The organism is Streptomyces sp. NPDC002896, assembly GCF_040295225.1.
Lineage (GTDB): Bacteria > Actinomycetota > Actinomycetes > Streptomycetales > Streptomycetaceae > Streptomyces.
This window is the reverse complement of sequence record NZ_JBEOVA010000057.1, coordinates 1-20,989: the sequence shown is the minus strand read 5'-3', so window position 1 is coordinate 20,989 and position 20,989 is coordinate 1. Positions and strand designations below refer to the sequence as shown.

At 68.7% G+C, this 20,989-nt stretch carries 18 protein-coding genes and 5 pseudogenes; 11 read left to right on the top strand and 12 right to left on the bottom strand.

Annotated features, from left to right (window positions below):
• Positions 1-65: 65 nt before the first annotated feature.
• Positions 66-1,610 (top strand): MFS transporter, encoded by a 1,545-nt coding sequence (locus ABT009_RS44685; RefSeq protein ID WP_351308272.1) that lies wholly within the window; start codon positions 66-68, stop codon positions 1,608-1,610.
• 83 nt (positions 1,611-1,693) lie between these two features.
• Positions 1,694-2,677 carry an NAD(P)/FAD-dependent oxidoreductase gene (locus ABT009_RS44680; RefSeq protein WP_351308270.1) on the top strand — a complete coding sequence of 328 codons (984 nt, stop codon included), beginning with the start codon at positions 1,694-1,696 and terminating at the stop codon, positions 2,675-2,677.
• Positions 2,678-2,730: 53 nt separating this feature from the next.
• Here ABT009_RS44680 and ABT009_RS44675 read toward each other — a convergent pair whose 3' ends face one another.
• Both ABT009_RS44675 and ABT009_RS44670 read right to left on the bottom strand, forming a co-directional pair.
• Positions 2,731-4,320: an FAD-dependent oxidoreductase gene (locus ABT009_RS44675; RefSeq protein WP_351308267.1), complete on the bottom strand. Its 1,590-nt coding sequence runs from the start codon at positions 4,318-4,320 to the stop codon at positions 2,731-2,733.
• 16 nt (positions 4,321-4,336) lie between these two features.
• Positions 4,337-4,879: a VOC family protein gene (locus tag ABT009_RS44670; RefSeq protein ID WP_351308264.1), complete on the bottom strand. Its 543-nt coding sequence runs from the start codon at positions 4,877-4,879 to the stop codon at positions 4,337-4,339.
• Between the two features lie 239 nt (positions 4,880-5,118).
• Between ABT009_RS44670 and ABT009_RS44665 the strand changes: the two genes are divergently transcribed.
• The 3 genes from ABT009_RS44665 (at position 5,119) to ABT009_RS44655 (ending at position 6,338) form a co-directional block, all read left to right on the top strand.
• Complete coding sequence (locus ABT009_RS44665) at positions 5,119-5,604, top strand: hypothetical protein (protein WP_351308262.1); 486 nt, start codon at positions 5,119-5,121, stop codon at positions 5,602-5,604.
• A gap of 164 nt (positions 5,605-5,768) precedes the next feature.
• Complete coding sequence (locus ABT009_RS44660) at positions 5,769-5,906, top strand: hypothetical protein (RefSeq protein ID WP_351308260.1); 138 nt, start codon at positions 5,769-5,771, stop codon at positions 5,904-5,906.
• Positions 5,907-6,080: 174 nt separating this feature from the next.
• A complete protein-coding gene (locus ABT009_RS44655) occupies positions 6,081-6,338 on the top strand; it encodes an acyl-CoA dehydrogenase family protein (protein ID WP_351308302.1) in 258 nt (85 codons plus the stop codon).
• Positions 6,339-6,494: 156 nt separating this feature from the next.
• Here the strand turns inward: ABT009_RS44655 and ABT009_RS44650 are convergent.
• The 3 genes and pseudogenes from ABT009_RS44650 to ABT009_RS44640 form a co-directional block, all read right to left on the bottom strand.
• Positions 6,495-6,611, bottom strand: a pseudogene (locus tag ABT009_RS44650) (DNA cytosine methyltransferase); the annotation flags it as partial.
• Positions 6,612-6,779: 168 nt separating this feature from the next.
• Positions 6,780-7,125: pseudogene (locus ABT009_RS47645) on the bottom strand (integrase); the annotation flags it as partial.
• A 397-nt stretch (positions 7,126-7,522) separates the two neighbouring features.
• Complete coding sequence (locus ABT009_RS44640; protein ID WP_351308256.1) at positions 7,523-7,870, bottom strand: ArsR/SmtB family transcription factor; 348 nt, start codon at positions 7,868-7,870, stop codon at positions 7,523-7,525.
• 179 nt (positions 7,871-8,049) lie between these two features.
• Between ABT009_RS44640 and ABT009_RS44635 the strand changes: the two genes are divergently transcribed.
• Positions 8,050-9,201: a Gfo/Idh/MocA family oxidoreductase gene (locus tag ABT009_RS44635; RefSeq protein WP_351308253.1), complete on the top strand. Its 1,152-nt coding sequence runs from the start codon at positions 8,050-8,052 to the stop codon at positions 9,199-9,201.
• A 3-nt stretch (positions 9,202-9,204) separates the two neighbouring features.
• Here the strand turns inward: ABT009_RS44635 and ABT009_RS44630 are convergent.
• The 3 genes and pseudogenes from ABT009_RS44630 to ABT009_RS44620 form a co-directional block, all read right to left on the bottom strand.
• Positions 9,205-9,654: pseudogene (locus ABT009_RS44630) on the bottom strand (aldo/keto reductase); the annotation flags it as partial.
• Between the two features lie 356 nt (positions 9,655-10,010).
• Positions 10,011-10,670, bottom strand: a pseudogene (locus ABT009_RS44625) (family 43 glycosylhydrolase); the annotation flags it as partial.
• 270 nt (positions 10,671-10,940) lie between these two features.
• Positions 10,941-12,401: a non-reducing end alpha-L-arabinofuranosidase family hydrolase gene (locus ABT009_RS44620; RefSeq protein ID WP_351308300.1), complete on the bottom strand. Its 1,461-nt coding sequence runs from the start codon at positions 12,399-12,401 to the stop codon at positions 10,941-10,943.
• 559 nt (positions 12,402-12,960) lie between these two features.
• Here ABT009_RS44620 and ABT009_RS44615 point away from each other — a divergent pair.
• Together ABT009_RS44615 and ABT009_RS44610 are read left to right on the top strand one after the other, a co-directional pair.
• Positions 12,961-13,103, top strand: a pseudogene (locus ABT009_RS44615) (flavoprotein); the annotation flags it as partial.
• Complete coding sequence (locus ABT009_RS44610; protein WP_351308247.1) at positions 13,052-13,591, top strand: aldehyde dehydrogenase family protein; 540 nt, start codon at positions 13,052-13,054, stop codon at positions 13,589-13,591. The pseudogene ABT009_RS44615 and the gene ABT009_RS44610, both read left to right, overlap by 52 nt.
• A 106-nt stretch (positions 13,592-13,697) precedes the next feature.
• Here the strand turns inward: ABT009_RS44610 and ABT009_RS44605 are convergent, their stop codons facing one another.
• Positions 13,698-14,648 (bottom strand): NADP-dependent oxidoreductase, encoded by a 951-nt coding sequence (locus ABT009_RS44605; protein WP_351308244.1) that lies wholly within the window; start codon positions 14,646-14,648, stop codon positions 13,698-13,700.
• A gap of 71 nt (positions 14,649-14,719) precedes the next feature.
• On the opposite strand from ABT009_RS44605, the gene ABT009_RS44600 reads away from it, so the two are divergent.
• Positions 14,720-15,682 (top strand): GlxA family transcriptional regulator, encoded by a 963-nt coding sequence (locus ABT009_RS44600; RefSeq protein WP_351308241.1) that lies wholly within the window; start codon positions 14,720-14,722, stop codon positions 15,680-15,682.
• A 198-nt stretch (positions 15,683-15,880) separates the two neighbouring features.
• Here the strand turns inward: ABT009_RS44600 and ABT009_RS44595 are convergent, their stop codons facing one another.
• Positions 15,881-16,882 carry a glycoside hydrolase family 43 protein gene (locus ABT009_RS44595; protein WP_351308297.1) on the bottom strand — a complete coding sequence of 334 codons (1,002 nt, stop codon included), beginning with the start codon at positions 16,880-16,882 and terminating at the stop codon, positions 15,881-15,883.
• A 901-nt stretch (positions 16,883-17,783) separates the two neighbouring features.
• Positions 17,784-18,359, bottom strand: a complete 576-nt coding sequence (locus tag ABT009_RS44590; protein WP_351308238.1) for a TetR/AcrR family transcriptional regulator — start codon at positions 18,357-18,359, stop codon at positions 17,784-17,786.
• Positions 18,360-18,472: 113 nt separating this feature from the next.
• Between ABT009_RS44590 and ABT009_RS44585 the strand changes: the two genes are divergently transcribed.
• Entirely contained in the window at positions 18,473-19,720 is a 1,248-nt protein-coding gene (locus ABT009_RS44585) for an MFS transporter (protein ID WP_351308235.1), read from the top strand.
• Positions 19,721-19,733: 13 nt separating this feature from the next.
• Positions 19,734-20,294: a helix-turn-helix domain-containing protein gene (locus ABT009_RS44580; protein ID WP_351308232.1), complete on the top strand. Its 561-nt coding sequence runs from the start codon at positions 19,734-19,736 to the stop codon at positions 20,292-20,294.
• 20 nt (positions 20,295-20,314) lie between these two features.
• Here the strand turns inward: ABT009_RS44580 and ABT009_RS44575 are convergent, their stop codons facing one another.
• Positions 20,315-20,686, bottom strand: a complete 372-nt coding sequence (locus tag ABT009_RS44575) for a hypothetical protein (protein ID WP_351308229.1) — start codon at positions 20,684-20,686, stop codon at positions 20,315-20,317.
• Positions 20,687-20,989 lie beyond the last annotated feature (303 nt).

The following is a 20,989-nucleotide window of genomic DNA, read 5'->3' as shown; positions in this document are numbered from 1 at the left end:
CCCGCGGGCGGCTGGCGCGCGACGTGTGGCCGACCGCCTCTCTCTTATCCCGTTGGAGGGCTCCAATGACGGAACCACCCCACGCAGCGAACGGGAGCGGCCCCGCCGCCGGGCAGGACTGGACGGCACGGCTCGTCCTGTCGACGGTCTTCCTGGCCATGGTCCTCGAGGCGCTGGCTCTCGGCGCCAGCATGGTCGCGATCGGCCTCCCGAGCATCCTCAGGGAGTTCCCGACGACCCAGGGCGGCTGGCTGACCACCGTCTACTTCCTGGCCGGAGCGGTCTGCGCCCCGCTGCTGGGCAAGGCGGCCGACCTGTACGGCAAACGACGGGTCCTGCTGATCACCATGCTCGTCTCGGGCGCCGGCGCCGTCGTCTGCGCACTGGCGCCCAGCTTCGGCGTCATGGTGGTGGGACGGGCGCTGCAGGGCCCCATCCTGGCGACGCTCTCGCTGATCCCCTCCTTCATCCGCGATGTCTACCCGCCGCGTCAGGCCGTCTTCGCGGCCAGCATCACCGTCACCGGGATGGGAGCCTTCTCCTTGATCTCCCCGCTGCTGCTCGGATGGATCATCGCGACCGCGGGCTTCCGCGGGATGTTCTGGTTCGACGCGGTCTGGACGCTCGGGCTGTGCGCGGCGATCCGGCTGACCACGCCGGAATCCGCGTTGCGCCGCAGGGCCCGCCCGGACGTTCTCGGCGGCCTGCTGCTCACCGCCGGTGTCCTCGCGGTCCTGCTCTACGCGAGCATGGGCAGGTCGTGGGGATGGGCGTCGGCGACCGGCATGGGTCTTCTGCTGGGCGGGGCCGTGCTGCTGGCGCTCTTCTTCCGGAACACGCGCCGTGCGCCGGAGCCGATCGTCAAGCTCTCGCTGTTCCGCCGGAAACCGCTGCTGTTCGTCGCGATCGCCAGTGCGACCGCCTACGCCGTCTCCGCGTCGACCTTCCAGCTCATCCCTCTGCTCGCCATGACCCCGCGCGAGGCCGGGGGTACGTACGGGCTCGGGCTGACCACGCTGGAGTACGCCTTCATCGAGACGCCCAAGGCACTGGTGACGGTCACCTCCGGACTGCTGCTCGGCGTCCTGGTCGCCCGGGGCCGGAACCCGCGGCTGTTCCTGACCGTCGCTCTCGCTGCGTGGGCGACGGGCACCACCCTGCTGGCCCTGCGCAACGACACCTTCGGCGACCTTCTCGTCGGCGCCCTGGCCGTCGGGATCGGGGGCGGCCTGGCAACTGCTTCCGTGCCCGGTCTCGTGATGCGGGCGACGCCCGCCGGCGACCAGGGTTCGACCGCCGGCACCGTCCAGCTCTGCCAGACCGGGTTCTCGGCGGTCCTGCCCGTCGTCATGTTCTCGGTGCTGGCGCAGTACGCCTCCGTCACCCCGGGCGGCGGCGTGGTCTACGCCGAGCAGGGGTTCCGCAACTGGCTGCTGTTCTCGGCGGTGTTCGCGATCGTCGTGCTCCTCGTCGGCGTGACGCTGCTGCGGGAACGCCCCGGGGAGGAGGTGGAGGAGTTCACCGTCGACGGCCGCCCGCCCGCCGACGCTGCCGCCGGGGACGACACCGGTACCGGCACCGTCGCGCCGGCCGGGACGCCGAAGGCCTGAGCACTGCTGGGCGCCTCGTCCGGCGCAGGGCGGGGCGCCCGCGCTCTCCGCAACGTTCCAGACCACTCCCGGGAGGCCGGCCCATGAGCGAGAACGTCTCCACAGACATCCTCATCGTCGGCGCCGGCCCGGTCGGGCTGTTCGGCGCCTACTGCGCGGGTTTCCGCGGGCTGCGCACCGTCCTGGTCGACGCGCAGCCGCAGTGCGGCGGCCAGATCACGGCGCTCTACCCGGGGAAGGAGATCCGTGACATCGCCGCGGTCCCCGGGGCCCCGGGACGCGACGTCGTCGCCGCGCTCGAGGAACAGGCCGACGCATACGGCCCGGAATATCTGCTCGGCCGACAGGCGGTCGGGCTCGCCCGCGCGTCCGGCGGACGCCCGCAAGTCACCCTCTCCGAAGGCACCACCGTAGACGCGGGCGCGGTCCTCCTGACGGCCGGGATCGGCGCCTTCACCCCACGCCTCCTCCCTGCCGGGGAGGAGTTCCTGGGGCGCGGCCTGAGCTACTTCGTGCCGGAGCCGAAGGAGCACGCGGGCCAGGACGTGGTCGTCGTCGGCGGCGGGGACAGCGCGGTCGACCGGGCGCTCGCCCTGCATCCGATCGCCCGCTCGGTGACCCTGGTGCACCGGCGCGGCACCTTCCGGGCCCACGCGGCGAGCGTGCGGCAGCTGTACGACAGCGGTGTAGAGGTCGTCACCGGCGCCCAGGTCCAGGCCCTGGAGAGCGACGAGCGGCTGCGCCGGGTGCGTCTGCGGCACGAGAGGGAGGAGCAGCTCAGGGAGGTGAAGGCCGATGCGGTGGTGGCGGCGCTCGGCTTCGTCGGCGACCTGGGGCCCTTGGCCGACTGGGGGCTGCGGCTTGAGCGGCGCACCATCGTCGTCGACACCCGGATGCGCACCACCGTCGACCGGGTCTGCGCCGCCGGCGACATCACCGCGTACCCCGGCAAGATCCGCCTGATGTCCGTCGGCTTCGGGGAGGTTGCGACCGCCCTCAACAATGCGGCGGTCGCCCTGGACCCCGCAGCCAAGCTCTTCCCCGGGCACTCCAGCGAGGCCGCCTGAGCGACCGGCGCCCTTTCGGGCGGAGCTTCACCAGGGGGCGCCGGGCCGGGGCACTACCGGCCTTCGCCAACCATGTCGAGGGCGGCGATGTAGGAGAACGCCATCGACGAGCCGACAGGCACCCCCGCGCCCGGGTAGACCCGGCCGGACATCGGGGCCATCGTGTTCCCCGACGCGTACAGGCCGGTGATCACGGAACCGTCGGGGCGCAGGACGCGTGCGTTCTCGTCCGTCCGGAGGCCGCCCTTGGTGCCCAGGTCGGACAGCACGATCGTGGCCGCGTAGAACGGCGGCCGGTCGATCACACCGAGGCAGGGATTGGGCCCGTCGGTGTGGGAGCCTGCGATCTGGGTGATCATGAGGTCCCAGGGATCCTCGCCGCGGCCGAACTGCTCGTCCTTGCCGCTGCGGGCACAGCCGTTGAACCGCTCCACGCTCGCCAGGAGCGCGTCGGCGGGCACGCCGATCAGTTCCGCGAGCTCCTCGAGCGTGTCGGCACGCTTCAGGACGCCCGCGGCGACGAGCTTCTCGACGTCGAACCATCCCGGGACCTGGGGGTCGACCGGCAGCGACGCGAAGGCCCGTTCGTTGTCGATCTGACGCTGGTCGAACACCCAGTGCGTGGGGATGTGCGACACGTCCGAGGTCATGTGGGCCCGGAGCATCTCGTGGCCTGCCCGGTCGTAGGGGAGACGCTCGTTCATGTAGCGCTGCCCTGCGGCGTTGACCCAGATGCCGCTCCACACCGACGTGTAGAACACCGGGCGCGCATGAGGGACGACAAGGCCGGGTGCGAACCACGCCTCCTCGAGCAGGTCGGTGGCTGCCCCGGCCTCGATGCCGGCGCGGAGGGCGGCGCCGGTGTTTCCGGCACAGCCCTGGCTCCAGTGGTCGCCGAACCCGCCCTGGAGTTGCTGGCGCAGCGCACCGCCGCGCTCGTATCCGCCGGCCGCGAGGAGCACGCCCCGGCGGGCGCGGAACGTCACCCGTTGGCCGTCGTGCAGGGCCTCGACGCCGACGATGGTGCCGTCCTCGAGGAGGAGTCGCTCCAGTGAAGTGTTGGTCAATACCGTGCCGTTGCCGGTCTCGTGGAGCGCGAGCAGCGCGCGGCCGACGAGGGCCTGCCCTCCGGTCATCATCGGGCCGGGGGCCACGCCCCAGCGCTCGGTCCACAGCGGCCTGCGGACCAGCGGCTCCAGATCGCCGAGGGCGCTGCGCTCGATGTCCTGGGGGAAGATGGTGCGTCCCTGCGGCAGGCTCCCCGGCCGGTCGGCGAAATAGTCGGGCACCCCCCGCCAGACGAACCGGCCGAAGCGCGGGTTGTCCTCCAGTTCGTCGATCATGCGGGGCCCCGCCTGCAGGAAGGCGTCCCGCAACGAGGTCGGGGCGTCGTCGCCGACGATCGCGTCCAGGTAGGGGCGGGCGATGTCGGGACCGTCCTTGATGCCAGCCCGCCGCTCGGCGGCGTTGCCCGGCAGCCAGATCCCGGCGCCGGAGTAGGCCGTCGTCCCGCCGACATACTCCGTCTTCTCGATGACCAGCGTGCGCAGCCCGCGCGCCGCCGCGGTGTACGCGCCGACGAGCCCCGCGCCCGACCCGACGACGACGACGTCGTAGGAATCGGCCGATTCTTCGCCGCTCATGATGGCTCCTCCCACTTCAGTGCCGGCCGGCATCGGACGCCGCCTCGAGTTGTGCGAATCCTTCGGCGCCCGCCTCGTCGAGTTCCATGATCTCGACGTAATGGCCCAGTTCGGCGGTCATGTCGAGATACCCGAAGCGGATGGCGCCACTGTCGCCGTACTGCTTCCAGCTCCTGCCACTGGCGGTCACGATCGCGGTGGCCTCGTCGAAGTCGTCGACCCGGAAGCCCAGATGGTGCAGAGTCGCCGGCACTCCCGGCCGGACGGCGTCCCGGTACAGATCGACGGCGCCGCCGACCGGGCGGATGATCTCCAGATTGGTCGGCCCGGCGTTGACCAGGGCGACGTCGATGATCCATTCCTTGACCGGCCTGTCGTCCACCACGACGAAGGTGGACCGCGGGCCGCCGACGGCCGGGAGGCTGCCGCCGCCCAGTGACGACTTGTAGTGCCGGACGCACTCCACCGTGCCCAGCCTCGACTCGAGGTACGAGGCCGCGGCGCCGATGTCGTCCGTCACGTATCCGAGCTGCATGAAGTTGCGGAAGAGATCGCTCAACGACCGCATTCCGGACCCCCTAGTCCCGTTGCAGGGCGTCGCGCGGCGGCATGGTGCTGTGTCACCCGCTGCGGACCGGTACGGAGAGCGACTCTCCACGGGGCAGCTCGGGGGCGTCCATCGCGTATCCCGGCAGACGGAATGCCGGCGACGACGGCCGGAGGATGTCGTGGACCCTTCTCGGCAGGACGGTTCGACATGGCATCGGGTGAGAGGGCGGCGCGACAGTGGAGCGGATCATGACCCATTCCGACCAGGTGGTTCCCCGCGGAAACGGGCGAGGCATGGGGCCGGGCCCGGACCGGGGATCGATCGAGCACCGGCTCATCACGATGCGCCGGTCGCTCGCGCAGCTCGACGCCCTCGGACCGGTGGACCGCGCCTGTCTGGATGGCGACCCGGCGACCGGGCTCGTCGTGGAGAGGATCCTGGCCCTCATGGCCGACCTGGCCTTCGGGATCAACTGCCATGTCGCTGCTGCGGTGTCGGGCGAGGCGCCGAAGACGTTCGCTGCGTCGTTCCGGGTGGCCGAGAACGTCGGAATGCTCGACGAGCGGCCGGCGGCCGCCCTGTTGCTGCCGGACGGCCCGCACGTCCTGGTGCAGCTGTGCCTGGACACCGAACCGGACGAGGTGGCCGCGGTCGTCTCGGCCGCCGGGTCGGGATACCGGGAGTACCTGCGGCAAGCGGCCTCTTGGGCGGCGAACCGCGCTCCGGAGGCATGAATTCCCGTCCCGTACACCTCGGTTGGGTTCGGACTCTCTGTTCCGGTCAGCGGAAGGCGTTCGGCGGCCGCCGTGAACCCGTATCGACAATGAGGCGATCGAGCTGCCTGGCGCGGCGCACGTGATTCACCGGCATGCAGGAGGTGTGCGGAGTGGTGTAGGAAGTGGTCGACCGCATCGAGAAAATCAGGCCCGAGCTGGCCGCGCTCGCCGAAGAGAACGAGCAGTTGGGGAAGTTGAGCGACCGGACCGTCGCCCTGCTCCGCTCGGCGGGAGTGATCCGGCTCCTGCAGCCCAAATGAGTTCGGCGGGTACGCCGCGCATCCTCGGGACTACACCGAAGCGGTAATGGCGGTGGCACGTCACGACGGCGCAGCGGTATGGGTCAGCGGCATCGTGGGAGTCCACCCGTGGGAGCTGGCCCAGATGGGCCGGCGGCTTGCGCAGGAGGTCTGGGGTGAGGACCCGGACGCAAGCTGGCCACCCTCGAGGACCTGTCGAACATCCGCCGCAACCAGGTGCGTTGCGCGTGGCGTGCGGTGTCCGCGCTGGACGAGATCTTCGCCCGCTCTGGCGAAAACGCGATCCGGCGCAACAACCCGCTGCAGCGGTACTGGCGGGACGCCCACGTGGGACTCCAGCACATGATTCACGTGCCCGGCGTGGCGTACCACGCGAACGCCCTGGCGCAGGTGGGACTGGAGCTTCCCGAGTCGATGCGGGTTCTGATCTGACACCGGCAGGTGAGGGAGGAGGAGGCCTAATGAGTGACAACGCGGCAGGCCCCCTGCGACGGACGTGATCACCGGGCGGCAGTTCCGCGGTGTACTGGGGCACTTCCCGACGAGCTTGGTCGCGATTACCACGACGGACGAGGAACAGCGGCCGCACGCTTCTTTGGCGGTGATCCGGATCGGATCCGGCGCCGGGGAATTCTCGTCCGAGGCGTGCGCGGGTTCGGCGACCCAGGTGCATTCGTTGGCACGATGGCCGAAGAACAAGTTGCCGACGGTGCGCTTGCCGGAAACCCCTTCCATGCTGTTCACGCCGCATGTTGGTACTCGGTCAGGATGCCGCCGAGTCGTTCGCGTCGGCGTATGCCGAGGCGGGCTATCTCATCGGGATCGGCAATCGGTGTGGGCAAGGGGTGTGGCGGCCGGGTGTTCGCGATGCAAGTCGCATGCGAGCAGAGCCTCCGTTGGGAGCGCAGGATGTCCGCCCAGGTGCCGGAGGCGCGCTCGGGTGCCGGGTAGATCCCGGCCTCCTTCAACATCTCCCATACGGTGGACGCGGCCACCTTGGCCCCAAGGACGAGCAGTTCGCCGTGGAGACGGCGGTATCCCCAGCTAGGATTCTCCCGTGCCAGGCGGAGTACCAGTGTGCGAATCGAACGCGCGCTCCGTGGTCGGCCTGGGCGCTTGGGCCGTGACCGGGCCGCGTGGCGGCGTGCGAGCAGATCGCGGTGCAGCGCAGCACCGTGTCCGGGCGCACCAGCAGCCGCACCCTGCGCAGCGCGTCCATCGGGTGCTGGTGCAGCAGCGCTGCGAGGAATGCTCGATCGCTCGGGTGGAACCGCGGCCTCTCCTTTCCGAGTTGCCGCTACAGGACGGTGATCTGATGGCGCAGCGCCAGGATCTCCAGGACAGCAGCGCGACATGATCCAGAGGTAGCCGGCTGAGGCCAGGCGCTGGTTCTTGGCCCCGCGGCGAGGACCGCGACGCTTCTTCCGGACGCCCGGGTGACCGGTGCGGCCCCGGCGAAGGCCTGATTGTCGGCGTGCGACCTTCTCTTCCCAGTTGAGTACGAGCGAACGTCCCCAGCTCTCAGGCCACTTCGATGTCTCGCTCGATTGCTTTGAGGCGGTTCCCCGCAGGTCGGCACGGCAGGCCCTTGCCGCAAGCGTCCGGTTTGCCGGTGCTTACGTGCGCCCGGAGTTCCGTTCCTCGTGCTGCGCTCCTTCCTGGATCACCAGGTCGAGGAGGCCGGGGAAACGGGCGTCCAAGTCTGCGCGGCGGAGGGTGTTCATGCGGCGTGTGCCTTCGTCGCGCTGGTGGATCACTCCCGCCTCTCGCAAGACGCGGAAGTGGCGGCTGGCCGCCGACTTGTTCACCGGGAGCTCGAAGGAACCGCAAAAGACCTCGGACTGGCGGCTCAGGGTGAGGACGATGCTCAGCCGCACGGGATCGCTCAGGGCCGCCATCACCGCGAACAGATTGAGGTCTGCAGTGGCGGGATGGAGCAGGGGCGAGGTGGTACGGCTGGCCATGGGTTCAGTATCCCCGACAGGCCGAGAGGCCCTGCAGTGTCACCGGACGCCTGGAACAGTGTGACATCGCTGGTGGCCCGCGCCAGCGCATGTTCGCATCAATGTGAACATGGGTTACGGTGGAAGTCCTTCCGCTTGACGTGAGTGAGCAGGCGGGGTGCGACCATAAGGACTTCCGCATGACTTCAGCTTCTCCCGCCGGTAGGCCGATTGGTGTCGGTGTCGTCGGACTGAGTGCGACCGGCGGGTGGGCGGCCACTGCCCATGTGCCTGCGCTCGCTGCGCTGGACGGGTATGAGCTGCGGGCCCTCAGCGCCAGCAGCAGTGCGTCTGCGCGTGCGGCCGGCGAGAAGTACGCGGTGCCGCTTACCTTCGGCAGCGCGGAGGAACTGGTCCGCTGCGACGACGTCGATCTCGTAGTTGTGACGGTCAAGGTTCCGCACCACCTGGAGCTCATCCGACCCGCACTCGAGGCGGGGAAGATGGTGCTCAGCGAGTGGCCGCTCGGTGCCGATCTTGCGCAGGCAGAGGAGCTGGCCGACCTTGCAGAGCAGAAGGGGCTGCGTACCGCCGTCGGTCTACAGGCCCGGTCCGCTCCACCGCTGCGCTATCTCCGGGACCTGGTCGCAGACGGGTACGTGGGTCGGGTGCTGTCGACCAGCATGCTGGGGTCGGGCGGCGCCTGGGGGGCCACGTACGATGACAGCGGTGCCTACCTGCTGGATGCCGCGAACGGCGCGACGCTGCTGTCGATTCCCTTTGGGCACTCGGTCGACGCGCTGACCATGGTGCTGGGTGAGTTCGGCGAGGTATCGGCACAGATCGCGAACCTGCGTCCCGAGGTCACTCACGCGACGACCGGGGGCGTCGCGGCCAAGACCGCCGAGGATCAGATCGCCGTCACCGGCGTGCTGGAGTCGGGTGCGGTGGCCTCGGTGCACTTCCGCGGCGGCACATCCCGCGCTACCAGCTTCCACTGGGAGATCAACGGCACGGAGGGCGACCTCGTGGTCGAGGCCGACCATAACCTGTGGATGGGGCGGCTGCGGCTGTACGGCGCCCGAGGCGGCGACGCCCGCCTGACCGAACTGCCGGTTCCCCAACGCTACGACAGGCTGCTGCCGCAGTTCGCGGAGCGATCGGCTGAGCCCGCCTACAACGTCGCCCACGAATATGCGTTGCTTCGCGAGGAGATCACCGGGGACCTCGCGCCGGAGGCGGAGGGCGTTCCGGACTTCCGGCATGCGGTCCGGCGGCACCAGATGCTGGAGCAGATCCGAGAGGCGGCACGCACGGGCCGGAAGGTTACAATCGCGGCAGAGGGCTCATAGCGGCGACCGGCTGGCTCGCACCTGGCCGGGCGACGCAGCCGCCGAACCCGCCCGAACGGCCCAGCCCGGCCGGTAATGACACGATTTGCCTTGGGTCACGAGCTTGGCGAGGGCGCCCATCGTGTCCTTGATCGGCGTCTTCGGGTCTGGCTGGTGCTGGTAGTAGAGATCGATGTGATCGGTCCCGAGGCGACGGAGCGAACCCTCCACCGCCAACTGAATGTTCTCCGGACTGCTGTCCCGGATGCGGACAGTCCCAACGGTCTCCGCCGTCGCCGTGGTGTTCCTGTGGTTCAGTTGCCCCAACTTCGTGGCGAGCACCACATCGTCGCGTCGACCGGCGATGGCCTTGCCGACGAGTTCCTCATTGACGAAGGGGCCGTAGATCTCGGCGATGTCAAGTAGCGTCACGCCTTGGCCGATCGCGCGGTGAATGGTGCGGCGGACCGGATCCGACCGCGAGCGACGTCGAGCTTCAGGGCAGACTCCTCCAAGCCGCCAGTGCGGCTGCGCTTGCTGCTGACAGGCCGTCCACTACACGTATCATCCGGACCCCCAGAACCCGCGCGCAAAACAGTGTCGTTGCCAGGGACCGCGAGCGATTCTCGCGCACGGTACCGAGAAGCCTTGAGTTGCTCTACAGTCCGGCGCTTTCCATCTACGGCGTCGTAGGAGGCAGTCAAGGCGGTGAGTGGACGTCAGGAGCTGGATACGGGCTATGGACTGCGCTGTATTGCGAGCAGCGGCAGTTCAGGTCTTCAAACCAAGATCGCGTACTTGACTGGGGGTCAAGGGGTCGCAGGTTCAATGCCGACACTGGACGGCGTGCTGAACACCTGTTGTGCGCGCACCTGGCTGCGCCCGTCCGGGGAGAGCTGAGCCACGCTGATGGTGGTGTTGCCGTGCGCCACGTACAGGGTGTCGTCATCGTCGACGAGCAGTCCGGCGTCGTAGTACACGTTGTCGAGCGTCGTGAGTCTGCTCCAGGGGCCCTCGACGGCGGCGGCGGTGTAGATGTACGTCTTGGCGAAGTCGATCTGGCCGAGCCAGTAGAACGTCCTGTTGCTCGGTCGGTAGGCGAGCGACGACGCCCAGATGCCCCTGACGTAGCCGCGGGCGCCGTTGAGGTCGTACTTGGACCCGAAGTCCAGGACCGGCACCGAGTGTCCGGCGAACTCCCAGTTGACCAGGTCGTACGAGCGGAGGATGGGCGCCCCCGGCGAATAGTGCATCGTCGAGGCCGAGTAGTAGTACGTGTGGCCCACGCGGATGATGTCGATGTCCGCGAAGTCCTGCCAGATCACGGGGTTCGTGAACTGCGCGGCAGCGGCTGGGTGAGGCTGCGCCGTGGTGGGGGTGGACGCGGCGGCGCGGGTGGTCGATGCGACGGGTAAGGCGGCTCCCACGATCAGGCCGGTGGCTGTGGTGAGCGCCTTGCGGCGGCTGTGCTCTTCGTTGAAAAAGGACATGTGAATCGCTCTGCTTGTGTGACGTGACCAAGCGTCGGCGACGTGACGGATGACGGCGATGTGGCCCTGCCGTGGTGAGTGAGGAACCTCATGGCCGCTGGGAGCTCCTGCCGGCCGGTCACGCCGACGCCCACCGTGGTGACGCGGTGTTGGGCGCGGGCGGTCAGCGGAGGTCGCCGCGGCTTGGATGTCGTTCATGGGGTGAGACTTGACTGCTGTGCTCCCGCGCCGCGAGGTGCGGGAGCACAGGGGTGTTTCAGCCGCCGCGCTTCAGCAGTTCGAGTTCGCCTGGGTGAGCAGGCCCATCCGGTAGGGCAGCTGCGAGTAGTCGCCGCTGGAGTTCGGGTCGCGCCCTTGGTAGACGTACTGCAGATGGCAGGGGTCGATGGTCAGTGTCTGGTCATTGCTTGAACGGACCATCTCCCCGTGGCTGATGTCGTTCGTCCACGCGGATCCGTTGAACGAGACGTTGGCCTTGCCGGCGAACGGAGAGCCTTCCGTGGATGCCAGCGGGGTCCAGGTGCCGGTGAGGCTGTTGGACGTCCAGGACCGGAAGTACCGGCCGTTCGCCCCGATGGCCTCGACGAGCAGGAGGTACTGGTTGGTGCCGGAGACTTTGTACACGTTCGATGCCTCGAAGAGGCTGTACTTGGAGTCGGTCATGACGATCGTGGTGTTGCCGAACCCGTTGGGGAAGTTCGCCAGCGTCGTCTGGGCGCGGTAGAGGTGGCCGTTGTCGTCGCTGAAGAACAGGTAGCAGTTCGAGGTGTCGCAGATGGTCCAGAAGTCGATCCATCCCCCGGTGCCCTTGTTCTGTGTCACGACCGCGGGTTCCGAGGCGATGAACGTCTTGGGCGCGGACCACGAGGTCGGGTCCGACGGGTCGGTCGTGGTCGAGTACGTGGGCGGGCCGGTCTGGTAGACCATGTACCAGAGATTCTGCGGGGCGAAGTAGAAAACCTGTGGTGCCGCCGCGTACCGCGTGCCGATGGCCGAGGAGTCCAGGTAGCGCTGCGTCGCGGAGGAGGCGTTGGCCCATTTGTCGAAGTTGAAGTACTCCAGGCTCCAGCTTCCCGATGTGTTCGCCGTGGTGGCGTAGACGTGGTACTTGCCGTTGTAGCGGATGACCGAGAAATCCTTGATCGAGGCGAGGTTGTGCGACGCGTCCGACTGCGGACTGGCCAGAACGCCGGTGGACACCCAGGAAAACGTCGAGGGAAGCGAGTTGGAGACGGTGCCGACCTTCACCAGCTGCCACTGCTGGTTGGTCCCGTCCGAGTCGGTGTACTGGTCGACAGCCGCCGCGTCGGACGCGGATGCGTTCGTGACCTCGACCGCCTTGCCGCTGTTGCGGTTGATCAGGCGAACGTAGCCGCCGGACGAGTCGGCGAGGCTGAACTGCTGGTTGGCGGCGTTGGCGTCGTCCCACTGCTGGATGCGGGCGCCGTCCGCCGTCGACGCTGCCGACACATCGAGCACCTTGCCGGTGAAGCGGGACCGGAGCCGGTAGTAACCGTTGCCCGCGTCGACGAAGCGCCACTGCTGCCACGCACCGTCGTTGCGGGAGTACTGCTGGATCCCCACTCCGTTGTCGGCATTGCGATTGGTGACGTCCATCGCCTTGCCGCTGTTGCGGTTGACGAGTACGTACCACGAGTTGACGTCGACCGTCGCCGCCGATGCCGGCGCCGCGCTGATGGCGACACACAGGCTGGCGAGCAGAGCCGTCATCACGACGCCAACCATCCCTCGTCGCCATCGCCGTGTTATGCGGAACCGTGCCTTCTTGCCAGTGACCATCGAATCCTCATTGGCTATAGCTGGTGCGTATCAGGAGATTTGGGTGAATCGCTCGACAGTCAGCGCTGTGCAACCACCTCCCCTTATTTGTTGGGAGCGCTCCCATGTCGCGCTCGCTCGTAGGGTTGGATCAGTAGGTGCTGTTCGTGTTTGTCCGGGTGGGCAGCCCGAGACAGTCCGGCACGGTGGCATGCGGTTGAGTTGCCGGTGCGAATCATGCGGCGCCGCGGTACCTGTTCGTGCGGCTCGTACGAAGGGGCCGGAATAACTGTTCGATATTTCGAATACCGATCGATTATTCGGACCGTCATGGATAATAGGAGACTCACGGAGCGCGTCAATACCTCAGGCAACACTTCGTCTTGTGGAGATGCGCATCGGCTCGGCCGATTGCCGGCGGGCCGAAACCGGGAAGCACTCGTCCGCGCCGCCGTCGCCTGCTCCAAGGGGCGCCGGGTCCGCGGGGTAGTCGAGGGCGTGACGGCCCGCAGAGAGCCTGGAACGGCTGCGGACATGGGCGTCCTGATCGGCTCCTACGAGCCGTACCGGCCCAAGGTTGGCGGCGGAGCCGACCGCCTTAAATGGGAGGAGGCACTGGAGTTGCTGGAGCCCAGGCTTGCTCGTCAATCGTGACGGTGCTGGCCCGGTCAGGAGCCGGGGAGCAAGGCCGCAACGGTGGACTGGACGAGTTGGGCGGCAGCGAGGAGCCCGGGGATGCCTCCGCAGCGTTTCCCCACCCACCGGTCGGGGCAGATCGTCGACTCCCTGCTGGCCAACCCGGCAGTCCGGAAGGGTCGTTCACGGGGTCCACCGAGGTAGGGATCAAGCTGCTGCACTCGGCAGCCGACCGCGTCCTCAGTTCCTCGATGGAGCTGGGCGGCAACGCTCCGTTCATCGTGCTGCAGGACGCGGACATCGATCAGGCGGTCGCCGGCGCGATGATCGCCAAGATGCGCAACGGCGGGGAGGCGTGCACCGCAGCGAACCGCTTGCGAGCCGTTCCACTCGGGACGGCACGACTCCGAGACCTGACGGATGCCACCACTTCGCAGGGCTGCGACAGGGGCAGACAGCCGGCCTCGGCGAAGGCGGCCGGCTGCACACCGTCGTGCACAGCCTGACCGCCGCGCAGAGCGTGCGGTCGTCGTCGCGGACATCGACCAGGCGGTGCGGGACATGGGCGTGGGCAAGGCGATCAAGCCCCCGTGCTCATCCTCTGACAGTCCGTCAGTCGATCGTCAGGACCAGCTTTCCCGTGGTCCGGCCGGTGTCGCCGAGCCTGTGTGCCTCGGCGGCATCGGCCAGCGGGAAGGTGCCGGCGATCGTGGCGCGCAGTTTCCCCGCCTCCACCAGCGCCGCGATCGCCTTCATACCGCTGTGCGAGGCGTCCACGAGCATCCGCAGCGCCCGGACACCCAGCCGCTCGGCCTCCTCGTAGAAGTCGTTCGAACCCACCGGCAGGATCGACACCACGAGTCCGCCCGGCCGCAGCACGCGCAGCGAGCGCGTCGAGTAGTCGCCGCCGATCGTGTCCAGGACGACGTCGACGTCCTTCACGGCCTCGGCGAAGTCCGTCTCCCGGTAGTCGATCGCCTCGTCCGCGCCGATCCCGCGCAAGAACTCGTGCTTGCCCGCGCTCGCCGTACCGATCACATACGCGCCCCGCGCCTTGGCGATCTGCACGGCCACGTGCCCGACCCCGCCGGCCGCCGCGTGGATCAGCACCCGCTGGCCCGGCTGCAGGTCGGCGTACTCCACCAGCGCCTGCCACGCGGTCAGCGAGACCAGCGGCAGCGCGCCCGCCTGCGTGTGTTCGATCGAGGCCGGCTTGTGCGCGAAGGCGCGCGCCGGGGCAGTGACGTACTCGGCGTGCGAGCCGTGGCCGTACGGATAGGACAGCATCCCGAAGACCTCGTCGCCGGGCTCGAAGCGGGCGACGCCGATCCCGACGGCCTCGACCACGCCGGAGACGTCCCAGCCCAGCACGAAGGGCGGCTCGCCCAGGAAACCGCCGGTCGCGCGGTGCTTCCAGTCGGTCGGATTGACTCCGGCGGCGCGCACCCGGACCAGTACCTCGTTGGTGCGCGGCTCGGGACGCGGGAGCTCCACTTCCTTCAGGACCTCGGGTCCGCCGAGGGTGTCCTGGCTGATGGCTCGCATGGTGTTCACAGTGCTCATGGTGAACCAGCCTGCCGTAGGCCGCAGAGCGGGAAAATGGCATGATTGCCAACCTTCGATAGGATCATGCCATGCGCGGTGAACGGCAGGTGGAACGGGTCGTGGTGCTGGCCCTGGACGGCGTCTACCCCTTCGAGCTGGGCATCCCCAGCCGCATCTTCGGCGCTGCCGACGGCCGCTACGAGGTCTTGACCTGCAGCGTCGACGGCCAACCGGTGCGCACCAACGCCGACTTCACCATCGGCGTCGAGCACGGGCCCGAGATCCTGTCCACGGCCGACACCGTGGTGGTCGCCTCCATGGCGCCCCCGCACATCCCCACCGAGCTGCCCGCCGACGTCGCCGCCGCGCTCGCGCGGATCCGCCCCGACGCGCGGATCGTGTCCATCTGCACCGCCGCCTTCGTCCTCGCCGCGGCAGGCCTCCTCGACGACCGCAGGGCCACCACGCACTGGCAGGTCGCCGACCTGTTCCGGCGCCGCTACCCGCACGTCGACCTCGACCCCGACGTCCTGTTCGTCCACGACGGCCGGATCCTCACCTCGGCCGGCGCCGCCTCCGGCGTCGACGTCTGCCTGCACATCGTCCGCACCGACCACGGCAGCGAACTGGCCAACGCCGTCGCCCGCCGCTGCGTCGTACCCCCCTTCCGGGACGGCGGCCAGGCCCAGTACATCGAGCAGCCGGTCCCCGAGAGCGGGGCCGCGAGCACCGCCGCCACCCGGTCCTGGGCCCTGGAACACCTCGACGAGCCGGTCACCCTGGCCGAGCTCGCCGGCCATGCCCGGATGAGCCTGCGCACCTTCGCCCGCCGCTTCAACGACGAGGTCGGCATGAGCCCCGGCCGCTGGCTCATCCAGCAACGTGTCGCCCGGGCCCGCCACCTGCTGGAGTCCAGCGACCTGTCCGTCGACCAGATCGCCGGCCAGGTCGGCTTCGCGACCGGCGCCTCCCTGCGGCAGCACCTGCACGCCGCCATCGGGGTCTCCCCGCAGACCTACCGGCACACCTTCCGGGCGGCCGCCCGTTACTGAGGTTTTCGGCCTGAGCTCGTGCTGCGGCGCCCAGGGTGTCGTGGCGTGATCACGCAGCTAGCCCGAGCCCCATTCTGGGCACTACGGCCCTCCCGGGAGTCGGTCGGCAAGATGGACGCGCTCCGCATGATCGACAGCGCGGTGTATGAGTAGCCCGACGTCCAGCCGGCGGTAGCCAGCGGTCACACAGATGCGGCGTCATCCGCCACCGTCGAGGTCGGTGCGCTGGCGGAGTACCCGTAGCTCGTGACCGAGGAGCTGGATCTCGTACAGCTTTCCCCGCGCGTTGTCGAACGGGCGGTGCAGGACCATCATCAGTTGGCCGTCGAAGGTATGGAACAGCATGCCGTGACCGCTGTCGTTCCGGACCAGGGGCCGGTGCTGTTGCCACGGCCCTGTGATGTTGCCGGACTTGGAGACGGCATAGGTCTGCACATAGCCGCCGCCGATGGTGCCGTCCTGGCCGACCACGTTCTTTTCGTACGTCGACCACAGCATGAGCAAGGACCCGTCAGGGGTGCGGTACAGCTGCGGGCCGTCGGTGACGTAGGGCGGGAGCTGATGCGGCATGCCGCTGGGGATCTGCTCGCTGATCCAGAACGCGTCCGAGGCCTTGAACAGGAAGACCGGATCTCCGATCGTCCCGGACAGGTCCGGAGTTAGCCGGATCGCTTCTATGGTTCCGTCGATGGTCTGCAGCCACTCGTGTGCGTACACCATCCAGGGCTGCCCTGACGGGTCGACGTAGAGCGTTCCGTCGAGGGTCATGAGGTTTTCGGGCGGGGTGGGGCGTGTTGGGTCGATGGCGGTGAAGGGACCCAGCAGCGAGTCGGACAGGGCGGTGATCGTGCCGCGCATGTAGTTCGGGATCTGGAACGGCGTGCCCCATTGGTTGGGTGGTGGTACCGGAAGCGGTTTTTCCTGGTTGTGTAGCGTGGTGAACAGGTAGTATTTGCCATCCCATTCGTGCACCTCCGGCGCCCATCCACCGTCGGTCGCCCAGATACCTTTCTGCTCGGCGGCCAGGAAAACCACGACCGGGGGCATCCAGTCGCGCAAGTCGTGGCTGCGGTAGACCATCGTGCCGATGCCGTCCGTGCCCGATACGGACGGGTCGTTGGACGTGTAGAGGTAGTAGGTGCGGGTCTTGTTGTCGGCGACGATGAACGGATCGTGCAGCGGCATGTCGGGAAGCCGCATCAGTTCGGTCTCAGCCACGGTCGAAGAATACGTTGACACGGTGTGGGCGGAAGCCGACGCGGATGACGGAGACCCTGCGCCGAGGACGGCGGCGGCCGGTTGCCCGCACGGATGGCCGTAGCTGACACTCGGAGGAGCTGGACCGCCGCCCCCGCAGGGGCCGGAAGGGACCGGAGCGGTAGTCTCCCGGCCGCGCGGCTCGACACGCGCGGCGCGTCAAGGAGTTACCGGATCAGGGCCGCCGCCCATGCGTCGTGGGCAAACACCAGCGACCGAGTCGCGCGCACGTTGCCGGGCGCGGAGACGTTCCCAGATCGATTCGAGCGCTCCACCCCCAGCTGCAAAATCGGGTGATGCAACTCCTGCGCGAACGCGCCGAGCAATCGACACCCACCGTGCGGGTCATCCTCAGCACACACAGCCCCAATCTCGCCTCCGCGGTGCCGGTCGAGTACCTCACCCTGGTGGCGCGCGGTAGGTCCTTCAGCCTGGCGCGGGGAGACCTGACTCCCAACTTGAAGGTAAGCGGGCGGTTGTCATCCGCAACCCAGCCGACGCCATCTCCGCGATGTACGAAGGCAGTTGAGCTGTCCATTCCTCAGGAGCGGACATCATCGAAGGTATCCGGGATCGGTTGGGTTGGCCCGGCCTTGCCGGCCGGGCCGCCGATTCACGCCGCCCACCCGCCAGCAGGCCAGCAGTGTCGGGCAGACCGCCACGTTGCCGAACAAGATCACGGACGCAAAGTAGAGAACAGCGCAGACCACTTAGTCGTCCGCGCGCAGCGGGAGATCGTCGAACAGGCCACCGCGCAGCTGCCGTGCTGCCGTTGCTGACGAACTTGCCGCCCTCTGACTCGGCGAGGCCTTGTCCCGTCCCGCAAGCCGTCGAGGACCATGTCCTAAGGATGTGGCTCCGGGTGCTTGTGCCGTTCGGCGACGGTCCGCACGATCGCGGCGATGTCGGCGCGGCTGGTGGGGGAAGCGTCGAAGTAGTTGTGCAGCGCGAAGCCTTCGACGAGGGCATCCAGGGCACGGGCTGTGAGCGGGTCGAAGTGCCGGGCCAGGGCCTCCCGGCTGGACTGCAGCCAGTTGCTCATGACGGTGCGCAGTTCGGGGTTTCGGGCCGCGAAGGCGTACAGCTCGTAGGTGAGGAGGGGATCACGCTCGCTGCTCCATGCTTCGCCGCAGACGATGTCGACGACCGCCTCCTGGGCCTCCTCGGAGGTGCGGGCCGCGTCCAGCAGGTCGCGGTAGCGCTGGGAGACGGCCTCGGCGAGGCGGGTGTACGCCTCGGTGAGCAGCTGATGCAGATCGTCGAAGTAGTAGGTGACCGAGCCGAGCGGCACGCCCGCGGCGGCCGCGATCTTGCGGTAGGTGACTCGGATGGCGCCCTGTTCGGAGACCACGTCGAGCGCGGCGTCGAGGATGCGGTCCCGCCGATTGGGGACGGGGGCTGCTGGGGTGCTCTGCGTCATTCCGTAAGTGCTTTCTTGCCGCCGTGAACAGGCATGTACATTTGTCCAAGCCGGGTGGGCGCCGATGCCTGGCCTGTCAGCAGCCGTCCCAGTTCCCACGGAGAAGCATTCTCATGGACCAGGCCGTGCGTCGGCGCCGTCGAGCGCTGTTCCTGCTTTTTCTGCTTGCCGGGATTGCGATGTCGTCGTGGGTGACGCGCACGCCCGCGATCCGGGACCGGCTGGAAGTGTCCACCGGGCAGATGGGGTTGGTGCTGTTCGGGCTGTCGCTCGGCTCGATGCTGGGGATCACCTGTTCGGGGCGGCTGGTGTCCAGGTTCGGGACGCGGCCCGTCATCGCCTGGGGGACGTGGCTGCTCATTGTCGGGATGGCCACGGTCTGCGTGGGCAGTCTCGCCGCGTCGGTGCCGGTGGTGACAGCGGGCCTGTGCGCTTTCGGCGCCGGCATGGGCGCCGGCGATGTGGCCGTGAACGTCGACGGCACGGACGTCGAGCGGATCAGCGGTGTGAACACCCTGCCCGCATTGCACGGCTGCTTCAGTCTGGGCACGGTTTTCGGAGCCGGTGCGGGCATGGCGGCGACGGCGGCCGGGGTGCCGGTGCACTGGCACCTCGCGGCGGTCACCCTGCTGGCCGTCGGGCTCTTCCTCTACGCGATGCCCGCCGTCCCGGCGGGCACCGGCCGCGCCGCCCCCGGGCAGCCGCAGGAAGCCGACAGCGATGGCCGGCACCCGGCGGTGTGGAAGGACGGGAGGCTCGTCCTCATCGGCGCGATCGTGCTGGCCATGGCATTGTCCGAGGGATCGGCCAACGACTGGCTGCCGCTGCTCATGGTCGACGGACACGGCATGGACGCCACATCGGGCTCCCTCGTCTACGCCGGATTCGCGGCCGCGATGACACTGGGCCGCTTCACTGGAACATTCTTCCTGAACCGCTTCGGCCGCACCGCCGTCGTGCGCGCCAGCGCCGTCGTCGGCGCACTCGGCTTGCTCGTCGTGGTCGTCTCGGACAGCGCCGTTCTCGCTGGCGTCGCCGTGCTGTTGTGGGGACTGGGCGCCTCGCTCGGCTTTCCCCTCGCGCTCTCCGCCGCCGGTGAATCCGGCCCCAACGAGACGGCCCGGGTCAGTCTGGTCGCCACCATCGGCTACATCGCCTTCCTCGTCGGACCGCCCGGCCTCGGCTTCCTCGGCGACCACGTCGGCCTCCGCCCCGCCATGCTCGCCGTCCTCGCCTGCGTCGCCTGCGCCGCCTTCCTGGCCCCCGCGGTCGAGACCCGGCCCCGCACCGGTGTCGCGGCGTCCACGCGCGCCGCCGCCGAGAGCGCACCCGCCACTGCTGACGACGCCGGATCGGCGTAAGCCGCCTGATCATTTGCTCAAAGTTGCCGAGCATGCGTTGCGTCTGCGCTCGGTGTCCGCGACGTCGGCCCTGCTCTTCGCCGACTCGATGATCGACCTCATGACCGGCCTGCCAGCCGAGCACACCTCCCACCGCGCTCAGCTCGACAGCCGCACGGCGCAGCACGCACTGGTCATCCGCGCGCAGGCTTACACCGAGGAGCATCTGCCCGATCCCGACATCGGCCCGGCGGCGGTGGCGGCAGCGGTGCACACCTCGCCCCACACGCTGCAGCGACTGTTCACCGCCGAAGGGCTGACCGTGACCCGATGGATCCGGCAACAGCGCCTGGACCGCTGCCGCAGGGACCTCACCGACCCTACTCGCCGAACCTGCCCGGTCAGCGCGATCGCCGCTGCCGCCGGCCTTCCCGACGCCGCCCATATCAGCCTTACGTTCAAGAGCGCGTTCGGCGTGAACCCCCAGGAGTACCGCACAGCCCTCTGGCTGCTTGCCGCCCGCCGAGCGTCGTCAGCGCCCTGCTCGGAGCTGGTGTCCTGGGCGCGGTGGCGAGCCTGGTGGGCTGGTCCTTGACGTGACCACCGCGGTCGGTTCTAGCCGGTGACGGCCGTGACGTGTGTGCGCTCGTCCGTAGTGCACAGCACGAGGGCCGTACCGGAGACCTTGTCGGCGAGCAGTTCTCGCTCCCCGGCGCAGGGCTGCTGGGCGACATCGCTGGAGCCGATAACTCGTACGGGTTCCTTGCCTCGCGGGTCGTCGGGGTCGGCGTAGGGGTCGGCCAGGGTGACGAGGGTTCCGGAGTGTGTGAGGGCCAGAATCGGCTCGTAGAGCTCCCTGTGCCCGGTCTCCCGCTGTCTGCGCCGGTCCTCGAAGAGCACGTCGTTGTTGTCCGCCAGGCCGACGACCGGGTCGCCGCGCTTGGGGACCACGGTCCACCGCGGCTCGAAATCGTCGCCGCTGAGCATCTTCACCTGATTCTGGCGAGGATGCCCCGGCGTTCACGTCGGGGAGGAAACGCCTCCTGTGGCTGCGACGCGGAGCATCGCAGCATCTGTTTTCTGCCGGGCGCGTAGCGCCCGCACGGCTGCTCGGCGGAGCCGGAGAATGCGAACAACCATCCTGCTGGTCGCTCATGGTGGTGATCATCGGGTGAACGGCGGTCGTGTGTGCGGGTGTCGTACTACGGTCCGGGGTTGTGAAGTTGGTGGTGCAGGTGAAGCTGTTGCCGACGCCCGTGCAGGCGTCGGCGCTTGAGGCGACCCTGCGTG